The sequence below is a fragment of the Bacterioplanoides pacificum genome (assembly GCF_042648445.1).
Lineage (GTDB): Bacteria > Pseudomonadota > Gammaproteobacteria > Pseudomonadales > Oceanobacteraceae > Bacterioplanoides > Bacterioplanoides pacificum.
On record NZ_JBHRYB010000001.1, the window covers coordinates 455,617 to 473,290 of the forward strand.

The following is a 17,674-nucleotide window of genomic DNA, read 5'->3' on the forward strand; positions in this document are numbered from 1 at the left end:
GGACAGAGGCGGCATGGAAGCAACGCACCATATGATTCGCTTGTTGCTCCTCAGTATATGGCTGAGCGTTTGGGCGTCGCCATCGCTGGCGGCGGACATTGCCGTTGTCAGCCATAAACCGCTGAATTCTATCACTCAGCTGGCCAGTGCCATCAGTGACCAGACCGGACTGAGTGCTGAAGTACGGTTAATTCATGAAAAAACCGACTGGCAGCAATACCGGGCCGTTGTGCTGGCCGGGGCGCAGGCGCTGCAACAGTGGCAGGAGCGGGATGTGCCGGCAGTGGCAGTATTTGTCAGTCGTCAGCATGTGCGCCAGTCTTCATTAACACTGGCATCCGCGTTATATATTGAGCCTCCGCTGGAGCGGCAGATAGCACTGGCGAAAGCGATTCTCGGTCCGGATCGGCCGCTGGGTATATTGGCGGCGAACCCGCAGCAATTAGAGACTCGGCGTTATGCGGGTAAACCTCTGACCTCCGCTCTGATTACCCCGTATTTTGTTGACCAGTCTCCCAGCCTGAATCGTGCCCTGATTGAGTCGTTACGCGATAACAGCGCTTTGATTGGTGTTTATGATCCCGGGTTGTTCAGCTCCGCCAATATCAAAAATATTCTGATTACTGCCTATCGCCAGAACAAACCCCTGATCGGGCCATCCAGTGCCTATATCAAAGCCGGCGCGTTAGCGACCACCTACAGTGATCTGGATGACGTTGTGCAACGCCTGCGCGAGATCCTGCTGACCGGGCTGAAAGAGAATATCTGGCCGGAAGCAGGTTATAACCCTTATTTTAAAGTGCGCTATAACCAGCAGGTTGGCCGTTCGCTGAACCTGTTGTTGCCCGATCAGGACGCTCTGCAACAACAACTGCAGCAGCTGGAGGGGCGTTAAATGCACTTCCAGCAGTGGTCATTGAGACGGCGGATTATGCTGGTGGCGGCATTGCCGACACTGGCCGCGATTGTGATCCTGTCGTCTTTTTATATGTTCCAGCGCTGGCAGGATGTGCATGCGGGTCAGGAAGCCCTGGCGGACCTGTTGCTGGAAAACCTGGCGGCAGCGGCAGAATATCCGTTGATTTCCGGCAACTACGAATTATTACAGCCACTGATTGAAACCGCCTTACGGCAGCCGGATGTGATTGCCGTGGAAATACAGGCCGCAGACGGTCGCCAGTTGTTGAAAACACTGGATGAACAGTTTCCGCTGGTGGCAGCGGCAGATATTAAGGTGCGCAGTTTTGACGTGTACCGGGATGTCTGGCGGCTGGATGAGTTTTCACAGTTTGATGACAGCAATGAGCAACAAACTGACCAGCAACGGCTGGCGACCATTCACCTCAGTCTGACCGATACCTTTACCCGTGAACGCGAGTTGTCCATTCTCTGGCAGGCGGCGATTGCCGGCCTGATGGTGGTATTAATTGCTGCTTTGATTGGCCATTTTACGGCCTTTGATATTATCCGTTCACTGGAGAAGTTATCCGCCTTTATTGCTCAGCTGGCGCGTGGGGATATCGAAGCGCGCATCCGGGTTGACGACGGTGCCGAGCTGGGCCGGTTACAGAAAAATGCCAATCAGTTAGCCAGTTCACTGGAACAGGCGGAGCGGGATCAGCAGATCTATACCGATCGGCTGATGGCGGAGCAGCAGAAAACCCAGCATGCCAGTCGGGCTAAAAGTGAATTCCTGGCGATGATGAGTCACGAATTCCGGACCCCGCTCAACGGTGCAATTGGCATGTTGCAGCTGTTAACGCCGGAGGTTTCACAGGCCGATTTTCGGGAATATAAGGGCATGGCTGAAGAGTCGCTCAGTCATCTGACTCAGCTGCTGGAAGACGTGCTGATTGTCGTGGATACCGAAAGTAATAAGCTGCAGGTATTGCACTCGGAGCAACAACTGGATGAACTGCTCTCAGGTTTGTTGTGCCGCTATCAGCGTCTGGCGGCAGACAAACAGCTGCAACTGAAAGTCCATTATGACGAGCTCCTGACCCAGCAGGCGGTGCTGACCGACCCGGCCCTGATGCGGCAGATTGTCCGCCATCTGATGGATAATGCCTTTAAGTTTACCCAGCGGGGCAGTATTCAGCTGGATTTATTGCTGCAGCAGTTCGATGGCGAACAGCGTTTATGTGTGGTGGTCAGTGATACCGGTATCGGTATTGCGGATGAAGACAAACAACGTGTGCTGGAGGCCTTTTCGCAGATCAGTTCGTCGTTTAACCGCCGTTATGATGGCATTGGCCTGGGGCTGACCATCAGTAGCCACATCAGTCGCTTGCTGGGTGGGCGTTTGTCGCTTGAGAATACATCGTCCGGTGGTACCCGGGTGAAGGTTGAATTTCCGGTAGCACTGGCGGAGAGCTGTTGTCAGGATGAGTTGCCACAGGGACAGAAAGTGCTGATTGTTGAGGATAATCCGGTCAACATGAAGGTCGCGGAAAAAATGCTGCAGAAAAGTTTTGCCGGTTTGCAGGTGGATACCGTGCAGTCAGGTGAAGCCTGTCTGCAACAGCTGCAGCAGCAATCTTACGACCTGATTCTGATGGACTGCCAGATGCCCGGACTGGATGGTTTTGAAACGACCCGGCAACTGCGTCAGCAGGGCAATACTGTACCTGTGGTGGCCTGTACAGCCAATACCTCTGATCAGGTTTACCAGCAGTGCCGCGAATCCGGGATGAATGATTACCTGGCCAAACCACTGAAGGTTGATACCATTCGTAAAACCCTGCAGCGCTGGCTGGTTGCGGTATCTTGAGTTCAGGAAAAGAACGTCCGCAGTGAATTCCGGTAAGTGGCTGTCAGCACCTCTTCAACGCCGATGTTTTTCACCTCAGCAATTTTCTCTGCAATAAATGGCAGATATTTAGGTGCATTTTCTCCACCCCGATAGGGGACAGGTGTCAGATACGGCGCGTCGGTTTCCAGCAGCAGGTTTTCCAGTGGTGTTTGTGCCACCACCTCGCGTACATTATCTGCCTTGTTAAAAGTGACGATACCGTTGATGCCCAGGCAAAAGCCTAAATCGACAGCGGTCCGGGCCAGTTCCAGTCCGGAAGTGAAGCTGTGCACCACGCCTTTTTTCGGCATTTGGGGAGCGTATTCTTGCAGAATAGCCATGGTGTCTTCATCCGCTTCGCGGGTGTGAATCACCACCGGCAACTGACAGTCGATTGCCAGTTGCAGCTGACGTTTAAATACCTGCTTTTGTACATCCCGGTCGCAATGATCGTAAAAATAATCCAGACCAATTTCGCCAACCGCCACCACCTTGGGGTTGATGGCATGAGTCTGAATGTAGCCGTCGGCAGCGTCGTCAAACAGTGCCGCCTCATGTGGATGAACACCCAGCGTGGCGTACACATCAGGCTGGCTTTCGGCCAGTTGTAAGGCGGTGGGCATATTGTCGGGCTGAACGGCAATGGTCATAAAACGTTCAACGCCGATAGCACGGGCGTCAGCCAGAATTTCTTCCGGCGTTCCCTCTTTGAGGTAGTCGAGATGAAAATGGGTCTCGATGATCGGATGGGGATAAACGGGGATTTCGCGGCGTTTTTTATTACTCATAACCAGCTATACAGAAAAAATAAAAGCGCCGGAAGTATATCATTGCGGGCCTTCCTTTGCCCGGACAGAACGACCGTGGCTCAGTCGTTATGGTACTGATCGGCTTTTTTAGCATTGATTGGTGCGTAAATGGCTTTTATTTTTTCCATATCCGCGTCGATATCGCCGCTGGTGGTGAAGATGCCTTTGATGCCGCCGGTTTTGTTGTTGTAATCGAGGAAACCCATCAGGATCGGTACGCCGGCACCATGAGCGATGTGGTAAAAGCCGGTTTTCCAATAAGTTACCTTCGAGCGGGTACCTTCGGGTGGCACAATCAGAAACAGCTGTTCGTTGGTTTTAATGGCATCGATGGATGCCTGAACCATATTGTTGGCTTTGGAGCGGTCTACCGGAATCCCTCCCATCCACATCATCAGGCGTTTAAACGGTGGCTTAAAAATCTGTTCTTTGCCCATCCAATAGATTCTGGCGCGCAGTTTAAAGGCGATAAACAGCATAAACGGCAGGTCCCAGTTGCTGGTATGAGGAGCTGCAATCATGACGCACTTTTTCAGGTCTTTCGGGATTTCCCCTTCTGCCTTCCAGCCTGACAGCTTTAGTGCGATGATCGACAGCCAGCGCAGCAGGGTTTTCAGGATCGGTGTATCGAACATGGTGGTATGCATGAAGTTTATTACTCATCAGATTCCGGTTGCGCGCGATCATACTCTGCCTTGGTGACAACAGAAATAGCCCGATTGCGCGTCGTCACTGACATATTAGGCTATCTGGCGCAAACTTGATCTGCGCCAGTCGTCGGACGACATTACGGAGGTGAATACTCGTGGCACATAAGTCCGTGGCTGATGATAAGTTGTTGCAGGAAGGGCCGGTGTGCCTGGTGCTGGACTCTCCCTGGGGCGATCTGGTGATCCGTGGCAGCAACAGCCATATTCGCAGTATTCGTTTTCAGTCGGGAGTGGTTGCTTATAACGCCCGGCAGGCCAGCTGGTATCAGGCCTGCACTGAACAACTGAGCCGTTATTGTCAGGGCGAGGCGCTGGTTTTTGACTTACCGCTACAGCCGCTTGGCAGCGCTTTTCAGCAGCGGGTATGGCAGCAGTTGCAGCAGCTGAGGTTTGGCCAGCTCGGCAGTTACCGTGAGATTGCCCAACGCCTTGGCAATACCGCAGCGGTCAGGGCGGTGGCCAGTGCCAATGCCCGGAATCCAATCAGTATTGTTATTCCCTGCCACCGGGTAATCGGCAGCGATCGCGCGTTGCGCGGTTATGCCGGCGGGTTGGAGATCAAGGCCGCGTTGTTACGTCATGAAGGATGCCAGCTGCAGGACGGTGTGATTAATGAGCGCACCCGGGTTCAGCTGAATGCTGAAAGTGGGCAGCAAAATCTGTGCTTTACGGCAAATTAGCGGTTGCAAAATACGCTCAGGCCGTTACCATCAAGGCTATGAATATTTCAGATACCCGCGACATTTACCCTGCAAACGCCGAGACCAACACAGGTCTGGTTGCTGCTGTGCGCGCGTATTTCTGGTGGTATGGCTTTGGCTATTTTAGTCAGCAGTCGGGTGCCGCCAGCTAAAAGAAAGTTGGCAGTCCCGGCGAAACGCCAGGCTGCCACCAGGGAACAAATAAAAACCCCGATTGGCAGTCAGCCAGTCGGGGTTTTTTATTGCGTGTCATTCAGTTGGCTGAAATGACACCCGAAGTGAGTCAGGAACATGGAAGCACGTGGTACATATAGCAACATGACTACTCAACGGTTGTACGCCGGGCGATTTAGCTGCGGTGGACTGGTGGCCTATTGGCCCTGATCCATCGTTATCAGCCTTTAACACGACTTTGCTAAATCTATTGAGGAACATGACATGAAACCAACAGTGAACACCATGGAACCAACGCAAAACGGAAATGACCGACAAAACACCCGTGATCAGGAAAACAGTCCGGCGGCTAATGATCCGGCGGTACGGCAGGTGTGTACACCACGGGAATTAAAACACCAGCTGGCGCTCAGTGATGCACTGGTACTGCAGATCGAACAACAGCGTCAGCAGGTACGGGACGTATTAAACGGTGATAACGAGCGGCTGTTAATTGTTACCGGCCCGTGTTCGTTACACGACGAACAGGCCGCGCTGGATTATGGCAAGCGCCTGGCGGCATTGAATGAGCAGCTCAGCGACAAGCTGTTAATCGTGATGCGCGCTTACGTCGAAAAACCGCGTACTAATATTGGCTGGAAAGGCCTGGCTTATGATCCGCAACGTGATGGTCGTGGCAATATGGAGCAGGGCATCAGCCGCTCACGCCGGTTAATGATTCAACTGGCGGAATTAGGCCTGCCGCTGGCAACCGAAGCGCTGAATCCGTTAACCATGCTGTACCTGGATGATCTGATCAGCTGGACTGCAATTGGTGCCCGTACTGCGGAGTCCCAGACTCACCGTGAAATGGTCAGTCATCTACCGATGCCGGTGGGAATTAAAAACGGTACCGACGGTTCAGCAACCACTGCGGTGAATGCCATGATTTCCGCGCGCCACAGCCATCATACACTGGGGCTGGATGTCGATGGTCAGATAGCCATGCTCGACACTCCGGGGAATCCGGATACCCATCTGGTACTGCGCGGCGGTAAAAATATTGAGGGTAATACCATCACTAATTACGACGCCGCCAGTATTGCCGCTTCTTTGGCAACCCTGGCTTCGGGTGGCGTTAATGCCAAGGTGATGGTGGACTGCAGCCACGACAACGCCGAGAAACAACACCTGCGTCAGATTGATATCGCTAAAGAGGTGGTTTCTCAGCGAGCAGCAGGTAATAAAGCGATCATTGGCTTAATGCTGGAGAGCTTCCTGGAAGAAGGCAAACAAGGTATGGATGGCGAAAAGGGTGATGGTCAGCTGACCTATGGTAAGTCGATTACCGACCCTTGTATCAGCTGGGGGCAGACTGAGAATTTATTGCGCGAATTACACGATACTTTGAAGTAATCCGTCGCTTTAAAACCCACTATGCTGATACTGCTTAAAATCCTCCCGCCGCAGAGGACTTTTTCCGACCTCAATAATGGCCTGATCCAGTTTGGCAAAGAACTGCTCTTTGTCGCGCTCACGTTTTACCTGCTGGAAGACTGCTGAAATCTCCAGTGATTGCATGGTGAAATAATGCAGCCATTGCTTCAGCCGGTCGGTCAGTTGTTTGTCGTTCAGGTGCTGGATGTCGTCGGCTAACTGGCGGAACAGCTGCAGGTGTTGCTGCCAGCCTTGCGGCTGATAATCTGAACCCGCATGTTGTGCCTTGATGCGCAGCCCCAGATCCGGTGTTGCCACCAGACCGCGGCCAATCATCAGAATATCTGAACCACTTTGCTGCATACATTGTTGTGCATTATCCGCTGTCCAGATCTCACCATTGGCCAGTACCGGGATGGTAAGCCTGTCCTTTATTCGCGAAATCCATTCCCAGTATGCCGGTGGTTTATACCCCTCGGTTTTGGTGCGGGCGTGCACGGTTAACCACTGGATGCCGGCAGAGGCCAGCGCGTCGGCATTTTCCAGTGCCAGTGATTTGTCTTTAAAACCAAGGCGCATCTTGGCAGACACCGGAATATGAGACGGCACCGCCTGGCGTACTGCAGCTGTGATGTCGTGTATCAGCTGCGGCCACTGCAATAACACAGCGCCGCCCTGGCTTTTATTCACGGTTTTAGCCGGACAGCCAAAGTTGAGGTCGATAGCCGGAGCGCCCATGGCAGCCACTTTCGCAGCGTTTTCTGCCATCAGCTGTGGGTCGCTGCCCAGCAGCTGTACATGCACCGGGGTGCCGGCACGGGTTTTTCCACATTGTTCGCCGCGATACGCCAGTTCCGGGCTGAAGCGTTTAAACACCCGCTGTGGGTATACTTGTTTGGTGATGCGGATAAATTCCGTCACACAGTGGTCGATACCACCGACGGCGGTTAATAACTCGCGAAAATGACCATCCATCAGTCCTTCCATCGGGGCAAGTGCAATATACGGAGATTGACTGTTCTGAAAGGGGAGGGTGCCGCTGAACATAAGGAAATGTCGCTGAAAAAGGGTCGCAAATTATACGCCTGAGTGATCGACTTCTCCAGCTGTATAAGGTTGGTGAATAATGAATAACACCGTTTGTTATATTCTACGTTGGTACTAGGAGCACCGCGCTCCGGGGCCTAAGGCTGGTTATAAAACGGCCAGGAGTCGCCTCTTTTGTGTTGCGCTGATATTGACTTTTATTTACTCTACGTCGGCTTACCATCCCCATAACTGCGCGTTTCGTCAGCATGTGCTGGTAAGTTTTTACACAATAAACAGAGGACGTCTGACATGACTGAGCCAAGTCTCGTCTCTCAAGGTTTGGAGTTGATGGTGTTTGGTATGGGAGTCGTTTTTGTCTTCCTGACCATGCTGGTTTTTGTCACCAGCGCCATGTCCAAACTGGTAAATAAAATTGCGCCGGAAAAAGAGGTTGCTGCTACACCCGCACCTGTTGCTCCATCTCAAGGCGTAGACCCTCAGCTGCTGAAAGTATTAGCCGCTGCGGTAAAAGAGCATCGCGCGCGTCAGAAGTAACTGGTTTCAGTTACCGATCAAGCTACCAAAAGTAGCAGCCCGCGATTTTGGATTACCCAAACGTTTACAACGTTAACGGATTGAAAAGGCCATCACCCATGACCGATTCTAAAAAACCTCTAGGTATCACCGACGTCGTTCTGCGCGACGCACACCAGTCTATTCTGGCAACCCGTATGCGCATCGACGATATGCTTCCCATCGCTGAAAAGCTGGATCAAGTTGGCTACTGGTCACTTGAGTCCTGGGGCGGCGCAACATTCGACTCTTGCATCCGCTTCCTGGGCGAAGACCCATGGGATCGCATTCGCGAATTTAAAAAAGCCATGCCAAAAACCCCGCACCAGATGTTGCTGCGTGGTCAGAACCTGCTGGGCTACCGTCACTACGCTGACGATGTGGTTGAAAAATTCGTAGAGCGCGCTGCTACCAACGGTGTAGACGTTTTCCGTGTATTCGACGCAATGAATGACCCGCGTAACCTGGAAACTGCCTTAAAAGCGGTTAAGAAACAGGGCAAACACGCACAGGGTACGCTGTCGTTTACCACTTCACCGGTCCACACCATGGAAGCATGGGTGTCGCTGGCGAAACAAATTGAAGATATGGGCGCAGACTCCATCGCCATTAAAGATATGGCCGGTGTACTGACGCCATACGACGCCTTTGAACTGGTCAGCAAGCTGAAAGCTCAGACTGACCTGGAAGTTCAGCTGCACGCTCACGCGACGTCTGGTTTGTCTGACATGACCATCCTGAAAGCCGTCGAAGCGGGTATTGACCGCGTTGATACTGCGATCTCTTCTATGTCCATGACTTACGGCCACACCGCAACTGAATCAGTTGTTGCGGCGCTGGCAGGTACTGAGCGTGAGACCGGCATCGATCTGCTGTTGCTGGAAGAAATTGCTGCATATTTCCGCGATGTGCGTAAGAAGTACGCCAAATTCGAAGGTGCTCTGAAAGGTACTGACTCCCGTATTCTGGTTGCCCAGGTTCCTGGCGGCATGTTAACCAACATGGAAAACCAGCTGCGTGAGCAAGGCGCGTCTGACAAGTTCGACGACGTACTGAAAGAAATTCCACGTGTTCGTGAAGACCTGGGTTTCATCCCTCTGGTAACTCCAACGTCTCAGATCGTTGGTACTCAGGCGGTACTGAACGTACTGACTGGCGAGCGTTACAAGTCTATCTCTAAAGAAACTCAGGGCATCCTGAAAGGCGAATACGGTGCTGCACCGGCGCCGATGAATGCTGAGCTGCAGGCTCGCGTTCTGGATGGTGCTGAAGCGATTACTTGTCGCCCGGCTGACCTGCTGGAAAACGAGATGGACAAGATCATTGCCGACGTTGATACACTGGCTGCCGATAAAGGCATCAAGCTGGCTGCCGACAAAATCGACGATGCGCTGACTTACGCTCTGTTCCCTCAGATTGCTCCTAAGTTCCTGGAAAATCGTGGTAACCCGGATGCATTCGAACCAGCTCCGAAGGGCGCTGACGAAGATACCTTCACTGTTAACGTTGATGGCAACGAATACGTTGTTAAAGTTGACGACGGTGGCGACATTAAAGAACTGGCTCCAGTAAATGGCGCACCTCTGAGCATGGGCGGTGCAGCACCAGCTGCAGGCGCTGCAGCTGTAGGTGGTGGAGCGCCTGTTGTTGGTGGAGAGGCAATTGCTGCACCGCTGGCTGGTAACATCTGGAAAGTGCTGGTTCAGCCGGGTCAGCAGGTCGCTGAAGGCGACGTGGTTGTGATCCTGGAAGCCATGAAGATGGAAACTGAGGTACGTGCTCCACGTGCCGGTACCATTGGCAGTGTTGCTGCTGCAGAAGGTGCTGCCGTTAAGGTTGGCGACACTCTGTATACACTGGCTTAATGGGGGGCTGACTGATGGAAAGCTTACTCCGTCTCTGGAACGATACAGGTATTGCTCATATTGCACCTGGCCAGGCGATGATGATGCTGGTGGCGTTTGGTATGTTGTACCTGGCCATCAAAAAAGGCTTTGAGCCTTTGCTGTTATTGCCGATTGCGGTGGGCACTCTGATGGTAAACATTCCGAGTGCCGGTCTCGGTTGGTCGGCAGCTGAAGCGGCCATTCGTTCCGAAAATGCGGCTTTACTGGCGCAATTCCGTGACTTATTTGGTCTGGCGGCTGATGCCGGCATGACGGAAATTCTGTATGCTTATCACAGTGCAGAAGTCGTCGTGTATAAAAAAGCGCTGGCTTTAGGTGCGGCTGCCGGTTTCGATAACGGTATGCTGTACGTGTTTTATAGCATGACAATTGCCAGTGGTGTTGCACCGCTGCTGATCTTTATGGGTGTGGGTGCGATGACCGACTTCGGTCCTCTGCTGGCTAACCCTAAGACACTGCTGTTAGGTGCTGCAGCCCAGTTCGGTATCTTTGGTACCGTCGCCGGTGCGGTACTGCTGACCGATGCAGGCTTAATGGACTTCACCATTCAGCAGGCGGCGGCGATTGGTATTATCGGTGGTGCGGATGGCCCGACTTCGATCTTTATTGCATCGAAACTGGCGCCGGAACTGCTGGGTGCGATTGCGGTAGCGGCTTACTCCTATATGGCGCTGGTTCCGCTGATTCAGCCGCCGATCATGAAAGCACTGACTTCCGAGCAGGAGCGTCAGATTCAGATGAGCCAGCTGCGTACTGTATCCAAGGGAGAAAAAATCGTTTTCCCGATTGCCGTATTGGTACTGGTTGCACTGTTACTGCCTTCCGCAGCACCGCTGCTGGGTATGTTCTGTTTTGGTAACCTGATGAAGGAATCCGGTGTGGTTGAGCGTCTGAGTGATACCGCTCAGAATGCCCTGATCAATGTCGTGACCATCTTCCTCGGCTTGTCCGTAGGTTACAAGATGAGCTCCGATGCCTTCCTGAACTGGGATACCATTTCAATCATTGTGCTTGGTCTGATTGCCTTCTGTGTGGGTACTGCTGCAGGTGTTCTGATGGCTAAGCTGATGAATGCCCTGACCAAAGATCCGATTAACCCGCTGATCGGCTCGGCCGGTGTCTCGGCGGTGCCCATGGCAGCACGTGTATCCAATAAGGTCGGTCTGGAAGCGAACAGCCAGAACTTCCTGCTGATGCACGCCATGGGTCCAAACGTGGCCGGTGTAATTGGCTCTGCGGTAGCAGCCGGTGTGATGATCAGCTTCTTTGGCTAATCATTAACATCTGGTAAGACGTTAAGAAAAACGCCGCTCTGGAAACAGCGCGGCGTTTTTTATCACTAAGAATATTTCCAGGTAGTTGATTATGGATATTATCACCTCGTTATTTCCAAATGGCATGTGGCACTACGCCATGGGTGGCCTATTAATTGGTGCCGGTGTCAGCCTGTTATACCTCACCACCGGTCTGCAGGGTGGTGCGAGTTCTTTTTTCAGTTCGACCTTGTCGTTTTTCTCCAGGTTGCCGTATTTTCAATCGACCGGTCAGCTGTCCAGTCGCGGCTGGCGGTTAATTTATGCACTGGGTATGGTGTTGGGCGCGGCTTTGATCTGGCAAATGGCCGGGTTAGACATACCAACAACTGAGCTGCCGGCCTGGCAATTAATTATTGGTGGTTTTATTGCCGGTTTTGGCGCCCGTTTGGGCAATGGCTGCACCTCGGGCCATGGAATTTGTGGCGTAGCTTCATTTGATTTGTCTTCGGTATTAGCCGTCGTGGTGTTTCTGAGTGTCGCTATTCTGACGGCGCAGCTGATGACGGAGGTGTTACTGTGAATATACCTTATGTGCTGGCGGTATTAATTGCCGGTATGTTGTTTGGTGCCGGGCTGACCTTATCGACTATGGTGCAACCGGAAGCCGTGTTGCAGTTTCTGAATTTTAACGACTTTGGTTTGTTGCTGGTGCTGGGCTGCGCCACCGGGTTAACCATGCTGGTATACCAGCTGGCACCCAAAGCGATGAGGCGTCCGTTGTTGGCACTGAGTTTTTCTGGCAGGCCAAAACAACGGCTGCTGCAAACGGTCGTTGGCGCTGTGCTGTTTGGTATTGGCTGGGGCATTTCCGGTGTTTGCCCGGCGCCTGCGGTGGCTGGTTTAGGAGCGGGGAATTGGCCATTAATCTGGACGCTTATGGCGATGTTTGCCGGTGCTTATGTGCAGGGACGCTGGTTTGCCAGGTGAATGTCGTGGCGGCCGTTTCTTGCTTTGTTCAGGTGAGCGGCGTTTATGCCGTTCACCTTTATGCCGCCGTTATTATATAAGCGATAAATAATACCCAGCTAATTATTAGCAGCCACCAGGCCAGTCTGGATTGTTGCCGCTTTCCGGAATGTGTTTCGGTTGCTGGTTGTTCTTCATTTTGCTGTTTTGCTTTCAACTCCTGCTTACGTTGTTTATCACGCTCACGCGCTTTTTGTTTTTCCCGTTTTTTATATTCAGCGATGCCTTTTTCTATGCCCTGGGCAATCAGTTTGGTTTGCTCTTTGGTCTGGCCGGGCTTCTGAGTACCCCTGGCGATTTTCAGTGCTTCGTTGCGGGTTTCATCTGAGATGGCGGCTTTGGCTTGTTTGCGGGCCATAATGGCAGGTGTCCTGACTGTAGAGTTTCGGGGAAGGAGTGTGCCATTAGACGGCGATTGTCGCTACAATGGTCGTTTGTTTGCCAGCGAAAGTAGCCCGCCCACATGTCCCAGAACTTTGTCCATCTGCGTGTCCATTCTGAATATTCCCTGTATGACAGTACTATCCGGGTGAAGAAGCTGATCGGCACCGCACAAGCCATGGAAATGCCAGCCGTCGCTCTGACCGATCAGGGCAACATGTACGCGCTGGTGAAGTTCTACAAGGGTGCACTGGCGGCGGGCATCAAGCCGATTCTGGGAGCTGACCTGTGGCTGGAAAATGAGGACGATATCCATCAGCCGTTCCGGATCACGGCGCTGTGCCAAACACCTGAGGGGTATCTGGGGCTGCGTGAACTGATTTCCCGGGCGTTTATGGATAATCAGCATTTCGATAACCCGATGATCAAAAAAAGCTGGTTGTTTGAACAGCATGACGGTCTGATTATTTTATCCGGCGGTCGTGACGGTGATGTGGGTCAGCGTATTCTCAAGGGGCATATGGACAGTGCTGAGACTCTGTTACAGGAATATCAGCAGGTCTTTGGTGACCGTTATTATTATGAAGTACAACGTACCGGGCGACTGGGCGATGACAGTATCGTAAAAGCCGGTATTGCTCTGGGCGGCAAGTTGGGAATTCCGCTGGTTGCAACCAATGATGTGCGGTTTATTGAGGCTGATGATTTTGAAGCCCACGAAACCCGGGTCTCGATTGGCCAGGGTTATGCGCTGGATGATAAACGCCGGCCACGGCAATACAGTAACCAGCAGTATTTCCGCAGTGCGGAGGAAATGACGGAGCTGTTTAAAGATATTCCGTCGGCAATACAAAACACCGTAGAAATTGCCCGGCGTTGTTCGGTTGAAGTGTTACTGGGGAAATATTTCCTGCCGGATTATCCGATTCCGGAAGGGATGAGCGAAGAGGATTTTTTCTGTCGTATTTCGGAAGTGGGGCTGCAGGAACGGCTGGAGTTTATTTTCTCTGACCTTGAACCGGACTCTGCTGAGTTTGCCGAAAAACGCAAAGAATATGACGATCGGCTGAAGTTCGAGCTCGATATTATTAACCAGATGGGTTTCCCCGGTTATTTCCTGATCGTGATGGACTTTATCCAGTGGGCTAAAGATCACGAAATTCCGGTTGGTCCGGGGCGGGGTTCCGGTGCCGGCTCCCTGGTGGCCTATGCGTTAAAAATTACCGATCTGGATCCACTGCAATACGATTTGCTGTTCGAACGTTTCCTTAACCCGGAACGGGTATCGATGCCCGACTTCGATATCGACTTCTGTATGGAAGACCGGGAAAAGGTGATTGCTTATGTTGCCGATAACTATGGTCGCCAGGCGGTATCGCAGATTGTGACTTTCGGTACCATGGCAGCCAAGGCGGTGGTACGTGATGTTGCCCGGGCGCAGGGCAAGTCGTTTGGTCTGGCGGATAAATTATCGAAATTAATTCCCGGTGATCCGGGCATGACGCTGGAGAAAGCACTCAACAGTGAGCCGGCGCTGGCGGAGTTTTTAAACGACGATGAGGAAGCCCAGGAAATCTGGGAAATGGCGCTGAAGCTCGAAGGTATTGCCCGCCAGACCGGTAAACACGCCGGTGGTGTGGTGATTGCGCCTACCAAACTGACCGATTTTTCCGCCACGGCCTGTGAGCCGGGTGGTGCCGGCCTGGTGACTCAGTTTGATAAAAATGATGTTGAAGAAGCCGGCCTGGTGAAGTTCGACTTCCTCGGTCTGCGGACGCTGACGATCATCGACTGGGCGCTGGAAACGATTAACCGCATCCGCGAAAAAGAAGGCAAAGAGCCGATCCGGGTGGAGGAAATTCCGCTTGATGATAAAGCGTCGATTGAGTACCTGAAAACGGCTCAGACCACGGCGGTATTCCAGCTGGAATCCCGCGGTATGAAAGACCTGGTGCGTCGTCTGCAGCCGGATAATCTGGAAGATATGATCGCCCTGGTGGCATTGTTCCGTCCCGGGCCGCTGGAATCCGGCATGGTCGATGACTTTATTAACCGGAAACACGGCCGCGCTGAAGTGGCGTACCCTCACCCGGATTTCCAGCATGAAAGCTTGAAGCCGATTCTGGAACCGACTTACGGGGTAATCGTTTATCAGGAACAGGTGATGCAGATCGCCCAGGCACTGGCCGGCTACACCCTCGGCGGGGCAGATATGTTACGCCGGGCGATGGGTAAGAAAAAGCCGGAAGAAATGGCCAAGCAGCGGGATTTGTTCCGCTCCGGTGCCGCTGAGCAGGGGATTGACCCTGATCTGGCGATGAAAATTTTCGACCTGGTGGAAAAATTCGCCGGTTATGGTTTTAACAAATCGCACTCGGCTGCGTATGCCGTGGTGTCGTATCACACCCTGTGGCTGAAAAAACATTACCCCGCACCGTTTATGGCGGCGGTGATGACCTCCGATATGCAAAACACCGATAAGGTGGTGGGTTTTATCGAAGAATGCCGGGAAATGGGCCTGGAACTGGTGCTGCCGAACGTCAACCAATCGGAGTTTGGTTTCACGGTTAATGATGCCGGTGCCATCGTGTATGGCCTGGGGGCGGTTAAAGGTGCGGGTGAAGGGCCGGTCGAGGCGATTACCGAAGCACGCAAAGACGGCGGTGCCTTTAAGGATTTATTCGATTTTTGTCAGCGTTGTGATGCCAAGCGGATTAATAAACGGGTGCTGGAAGCACTGGTGCGTTGTGGCGCGTTTGACTGCTTTGCTGAAGATCGTTCGATATTAATGGCCAGCATCGAAGATGCGGTAAAAGCGGCTGGCCAGACCGCCGCTAATGAAGCCGCTGGCATGATCGATTTATTCGGCGAAGTGGAAGCGGAAGTGGCGGATGAAAAAGATCCCTACGAGCGCCATCGCCATTTACGTAAATGGACGCTAAAAGAACGGTTACAGGGCGAAAAAGACACTCTGGGTCTGTACGTCACCGGCCACCCGTTTGATGAATATGAAAAAGAAGTACGCCAGCTGGTGCCCACCAAGCTGTCTCACCTGCAGGAAGGTAAAGGTACACAGAAGCTGACCGGTCTGGTGGTGGATATGCGGGTGATGAAAAACAAGCGCGGCGATAACATGTGTTTTGTCACTCTGGATGACCGCTCCGGACGGATGGAAGTGGCGTTATTCGCCGACGTTTACGAAGAGGTTCGCGAAGTGGTCGCCAAGGACCGGGTGCTGGTGGTCGAAGCTCAGGTCAGCCATGACGACTATTCCGGTGGCTTAAAAGCGACCGGCCGCAGTGCGATGGAAATCAGCCAGGCGCGCCTGAGTTATGCCAAGTCGTTACGTATCCGCATCGATCCTGAACGGGCGGTGGATGGTTTATGCCAGCAGCTGCAGAACAAACTGCAACCGCTGGAGCATGGTTGCCCGGTGGTTCTTGATTTCCATAATGAGGTGGCCCGTTGTGATATTCAGCTGGCCGATAACTGGCGGATTAACCCCACGGATGATCAGTTGTTGCAGCTGAAATATGAATTTGGCGAGGATGCCGTTGAATTGTTATTTAACTGATACCGTTAACCGGCAGCTGGCGCAGCTAGCTGCGGATCAACCCCTCTGGGTCGCCTTAAGTGGTGGCCTGGATTCGTGTGTGCTGTTGCATTTATTGGCCAGCCAGCCGGGGCTGCGAGAACGCCTGAGTGTTATTCATGTACACCATGGTTTATCCGCCAATGCGGATCGCTGGGCCGACTTCTGCCATAAGCTCTGTGACGACAGCGGCATCCGGCTGGTATGTGAGCGGGTAACGGTGGAGGCCCGTCAGCAGGGCGTTGAACAGGCTGCCCGCAATGCCCGTTATCAGGCGTTTGATCATCACCTGGCGGACGGTGACGTGTTGCTAACCGGGCATCATGCTGACGACCAGATCGAAACGTTTCTGCTGCGCTGGTTGCGCGGAGCCGGGCTGAGTGGTTTAAGTGCGATTCCACAGCAGCGTCGTCATGGTCGTTTTAAGGTATTACGGCCGCTGCTGGACGTTGAACGCCAGCAGCTGGAAGAATACGCTGCCCAACAGCACCTGATCTGGGTGGAAGATGAATCCAACCAGGATCGTCGTTACGATCGCAACTGGCTCCGGCGTGAATTATTACCGCCGTTGTGGCAACGTTTTCCCGGGCGTAAAGCATCAGTGTTGCGCAGTATTGAACAGCTGCAGCAGGACCGTGAGGTACTGGATAGTTTGTTGCAGCCGTTGCAGCAGCAATGTTGTGACCCTTGTGACTGGCCGCTGACAGCCAACAGCAGCCTGTGCCTGGAACGTCTGCAGCAGCAGCCGGCCCGGCTTCAGCCTTATCTGATCCGCCAGTGGCTGGCGCAGCATCAGCTTCAGCCTCCTTCTGCCATACAACTGCAACGAATATTTGCTGAAATAATACCGGCTGCGGCGGATAAACAACCGCTGCTGCAACTGGGTCAATGGTGGCTCCAGCGTTTTAACAGCAAGTTGTATCTGCATTATGCTGACGACGGCTTATTGCCGGAGCTGACGGTGAGTGATGTACAGCTGGGCCGGCACGCCAGCGATATTCCGTTGCCCGATGGTTATACCCGCATCTGTGTGCGTCAGCAGGCCGGGGAGGCGGGGTTAAAACCTGGCCATTATCAGTTGATCCCGGCCGCCTGGTGTCGCGGGCTGAACATTCGTCCGGCCGGGCGGCCAGCGAAGACGCTGAAACACCTGTGGCAGGAAAACCGCATTCCGCCCTGGTTGCGGGCAGGCTGGCCATGCCTGCAGGACGCGGAAGGCCGGCTGGCCGCCGTGGTAGGCCTGGCCGTTGACGAACATTGTTGGGTGGCTGATGGCCTGCAGCTCAGCTACCAGTCATTATGATTTTAT

General features: G+C 53.1%; 16 protein-coding genes. 12 read left to right on the top strand and 4 right to left on the bottom strand.

Annotated features, from left to right (window positions below; genetic code table 11):
• Positions 1–13 precede the first annotated feature (13 nt).
• Both ACFOMG_RS02060 and ACFOMG_RS02065 read left to right on the top strand, forming a co-directional pair.
• Entirely contained in the window at positions 14–895 is an 882-nt protein-coding gene (locus ACFOMG_RS02060; protein WP_376864441.1) for a hypothetical protein, read from the top strand.
• Positions 896–2,770 carry an ATP-binding response regulator gene (locus ACFOMG_RS02065; protein WP_376864442.1) on the top strand — a complete coding sequence of 625 codons (1,875 nt, stop codon included), beginning with the start codon at positions 896–898 and terminating at the stop codon, positions 2,768–2,770.
• Positions 2,771–2,772: 2 nt separating this feature from the next.
• Here the strand turns inward: ACFOMG_RS02065 and ACFOMG_RS02070 are convergent, their stop codons facing one another.
• Both ACFOMG_RS02070 and ACFOMG_RS02075 read right to left on the bottom strand, forming a co-directional pair.
• Positions 2,773–3,579 (bottom strand): TatD family hydrolase, encoded by an 807-nt coding sequence (locus tag ACFOMG_RS02070; RefSeq protein WP_376864443.1) that lies wholly within the window; start codon positions 3,577–3,579, stop codon positions 2,773–2,775.
• Between the two features lie 80 nt (positions 3,580–3,659).
• Positions 3,660–4,247, bottom strand: coding sequence for a lysophospholipid acyltransferase family protein (locus tag ACFOMG_RS02075; protein ID WP_376864444.1), 588 nt, complete (start codon positions 4,245–4,247; stop codon positions 3,660–3,662).
• Between the two features lie 158 nt (positions 4,248–4,405).
• Here ACFOMG_RS02075 and ACFOMG_RS02080 point away from each other — a divergent pair, with 158 nt between their 5' ends.
• The 3 genes from ACFOMG_RS02080 to ACFOMG_RS02090 all read left to right on the top strand — a co-directional run bounded on the left by ACFOMG_RS02080 (position 4,406) and on the right by ACFOMG_RS02090 (position 6,580).
• On the top strand, positions 4,406–4,990 hold the full coding sequence (locus tag ACFOMG_RS02080) for a methylated-DNA--[protein]-cysteine S-methyltransferase (protein WP_376864445.1): 585 nt from the start codon (positions 4,406–4,408) through the stop codon (positions 4,988–4,990).
• Positions 4,972–5,163: a hypothetical protein gene (locus tag ACFOMG_RS02085; RefSeq protein ID WP_376864446.1), complete on the top strand. Its 192-nt coding sequence runs from the start codon at positions 4,972–4,974 to the stop codon at positions 5,161–5,163. Before ACFOMG_RS02080 ends, ACFOMG_RS02085 begins: the two co-directional genes overlap by 19 nt.
• Positions 5,164–5,449: 286 nt before the next feature.
• Entirely contained in the window at positions 5,450–6,580 is a 1,131-nt protein-coding gene (locus ACFOMG_RS02090; RefSeq protein WP_376864447.1) for a 3-deoxy-7-phosphoheptulonate synthase, read from the top strand.
• A gap of 9 nt (positions 6,581–6,589) precedes the next feature.
• Here ACFOMG_RS02090 and ACFOMG_RS02095 read toward each other — a convergent pair whose 3' ends face one another.
• Positions 6,590–7,648 (bottom strand): tRNA dihydrouridine synthase, encoded by a 1,059-nt coding sequence (locus ACFOMG_RS02095; RefSeq protein ID WP_376864448.1) that lies wholly within the window; start codon positions 7,646–7,648, stop codon positions 6,590–6,592.
• A 291-nt stretch (positions 7,649–7,939) separates the two neighbouring features.
• Here ACFOMG_RS02095 and ACFOMG_RS02100 point away from each other — a divergent pair, with 291 nt between their 5' ends.
• From ACFOMG_RS02100 to ACFOMG_RS02120, 5 genes are all read left to right on the top strand, one after another.
• Positions 7,940–8,185, top strand: coding sequence for an OadG family protein (locus tag ACFOMG_RS02100; RefSeq protein ID WP_376864449.1), 246 nt, complete (start codon positions 7,940–7,942; stop codon positions 8,183–8,185).
• A 98-nt stretch (positions 8,186–8,283) separates the two neighbouring features.
• The gene (gene oadA, locus ACFOMG_RS02105) at positions 8,284–10,068 is read left to right on the top strand and encodes a sodium-extruding oxaloacetate decarboxylase subunit alpha (RefSeq protein WP_376864450.1); all 1,785 of its coding nucleotides are present in this window, start codon (positions 8,284–8,286) and stop codon (positions 10,066–10,068) included.
• A 14-nt stretch (positions 10,069–10,082) separates the two neighbouring features.
• The gene (locus ACFOMG_RS02110; RefSeq protein WP_376864451.1) at positions 10,083–11,384 is read left to right on the top strand and encodes a sodium ion-translocating decarboxylase subunit beta; all 1,302 of its coding nucleotides are present in this window, start codon (positions 10,083–10,085) and stop codon (positions 11,382–11,384) included.
• A 91-nt stretch (positions 11,385–11,475) separates the two neighbouring features.
• Positions 11,476–11,946 carry a YeeE/YedE family protein gene (locus tag ACFOMG_RS02115; protein ID WP_376864452.1) on the top strand — a complete coding sequence of 157 codons (471 nt, stop codon included), beginning with the start codon at positions 11,476–11,478 and terminating at the stop codon, positions 11,944–11,946.
• Positions 11,943–12,353, top strand: a complete 411-nt coding sequence (locus tag ACFOMG_RS02120; RefSeq protein WP_376864453.1) for a DUF6691 family protein — start codon at positions 11,943–11,945, stop codon at positions 12,351–12,353. The genes ACFOMG_RS02115 and ACFOMG_RS02120 overlap by 4 nt, the downstream gene beginning before the upstream one ends.
• 58 nt (positions 12,354–12,411) lie before the next feature.
• Here the strand turns inward: ACFOMG_RS02120 and ACFOMG_RS02125 are convergent, their stop codons facing one another.
• Positions 12,412–12,750 carry a DUF2956 domain-containing protein gene (locus tag ACFOMG_RS02125; protein ID WP_376864454.1) on the bottom strand — a complete coding sequence of 113 codons (339 nt, stop codon included), beginning with the start codon at positions 12,748–12,750 and terminating at the stop codon, positions 12,412–12,414.
• A gap of 105 nt (positions 12,751–12,855) precedes the next feature.
• Here ACFOMG_RS02125 and dnaE point away from each other — a divergent pair, with 105 nt between their 5' ends.
• Entirely contained in the window at positions 12,856–16,347 is a 3,492-nt protein-coding gene (gene dnaE, locus ACFOMG_RS02130) for a DNA polymerase III subunit alpha (RefSeq protein WP_376864455.1), read from the top strand.
• The gene (gene tilS, locus ACFOMG_RS02135; RefSeq protein ID WP_376864456.1) at positions 16,328–17,668 is read left to right on the top strand and encodes a tRNA lysidine(34) synthetase TilS; all 1,341 of its coding nucleotides are present in this window, start codon (positions 16,328–16,330) and stop codon (positions 17,666–17,668) included. The genes dnaE and tilS overlap by 20 nt, the downstream gene beginning before the upstream one ends.
• Positions 17,669–17,674 lie beyond the last annotated feature (6 nt).

What these genes read in the sequence shown, in the direction of transcription:
- ACFOMG_RS02060 (WP_376864441.1), top strand. Translation starts at nt 14, where the DNA reads ATGGAAGCAACGCACCATATGATTCGCTTGTTGCTCCTCAGTATATGG.
- ACFOMG_RS02065 (WP_376864442.1), top strand. Translation starts at nt 896, where the DNA reads ATGCACTTCCAGCAGTGGTCATTGAGACGGCGGATTATGCTGGTGGCG.
- ACFOMG_RS02070 (WP_376864443.1), bottom strand. Translation starts at nt 3,579, where the DNA reads ATGAGTAATAAAAAACGCCGCGAAATCCCCGTTTATCCCCATCCGATC.
- ACFOMG_RS02075 (WP_376864444.1), bottom strand. Translation starts at nt 4,247, where the DNA reads ATGCATACCACCATGTTCGATACACCGATCCTGAAAACCCTGCTGCGC.
- ACFOMG_RS02090 (WP_376864447.1), top strand. Translation starts at nt 5,450, where the DNA reads ATGAAACCAACAGTGAACACCATGGAACCAACGCAAAACGGAAATGAC.
- ACFOMG_RS02095 (WP_376864448.1), bottom strand. Translation starts at nt 7,648, where the DNA reads ATGTTCAGCGGCACCCTCCCCTTTCAGAACAGTCAATCTCCGTATATT.
- ACFOMG_RS02100 (WP_376864449.1), top strand. Translation starts at nt 7,940, where the DNA reads ATGACTGAGCCAAGTCTCGTCTCTCAAGGTTTGGAGTTGATGGTGTTT.
- oadA (WP_376864450.1), top strand. Translation starts at nt 8,284, where the DNA reads ATGACCGATTCTAAAAAACCTCTAGGTATCACCGACGTCGTTCTGCGC.
- ACFOMG_RS02110 (WP_376864451.1), top strand. Translation starts at nt 10,083, where the DNA reads ATGGAAAGCTTACTCCGTCTCTGGAACGATACAGGTATTGCTCATATT.
- ACFOMG_RS02115 (WP_376864452.1), top strand. Translation starts at nt 11,476, where the DNA reads ATGGATATTATCACCTCGTTATTTCCAAATGGCATGTGGCACTACGCC.
- ACFOMG_RS02125 (WP_376864454.1), bottom strand. Translation starts at nt 12,750, where the DNA reads ATGGCCCGCAAACAAGCCAAAGCCGCCATCTCAGATGAAACCCGCAAC.
- dnaE (WP_376864455.1), top strand. Translation starts at nt 12,856, where the DNA reads ATGTCCCAGAACTTTGTCCATCTGCGTGTCCATTCTGAATATTCCCTG.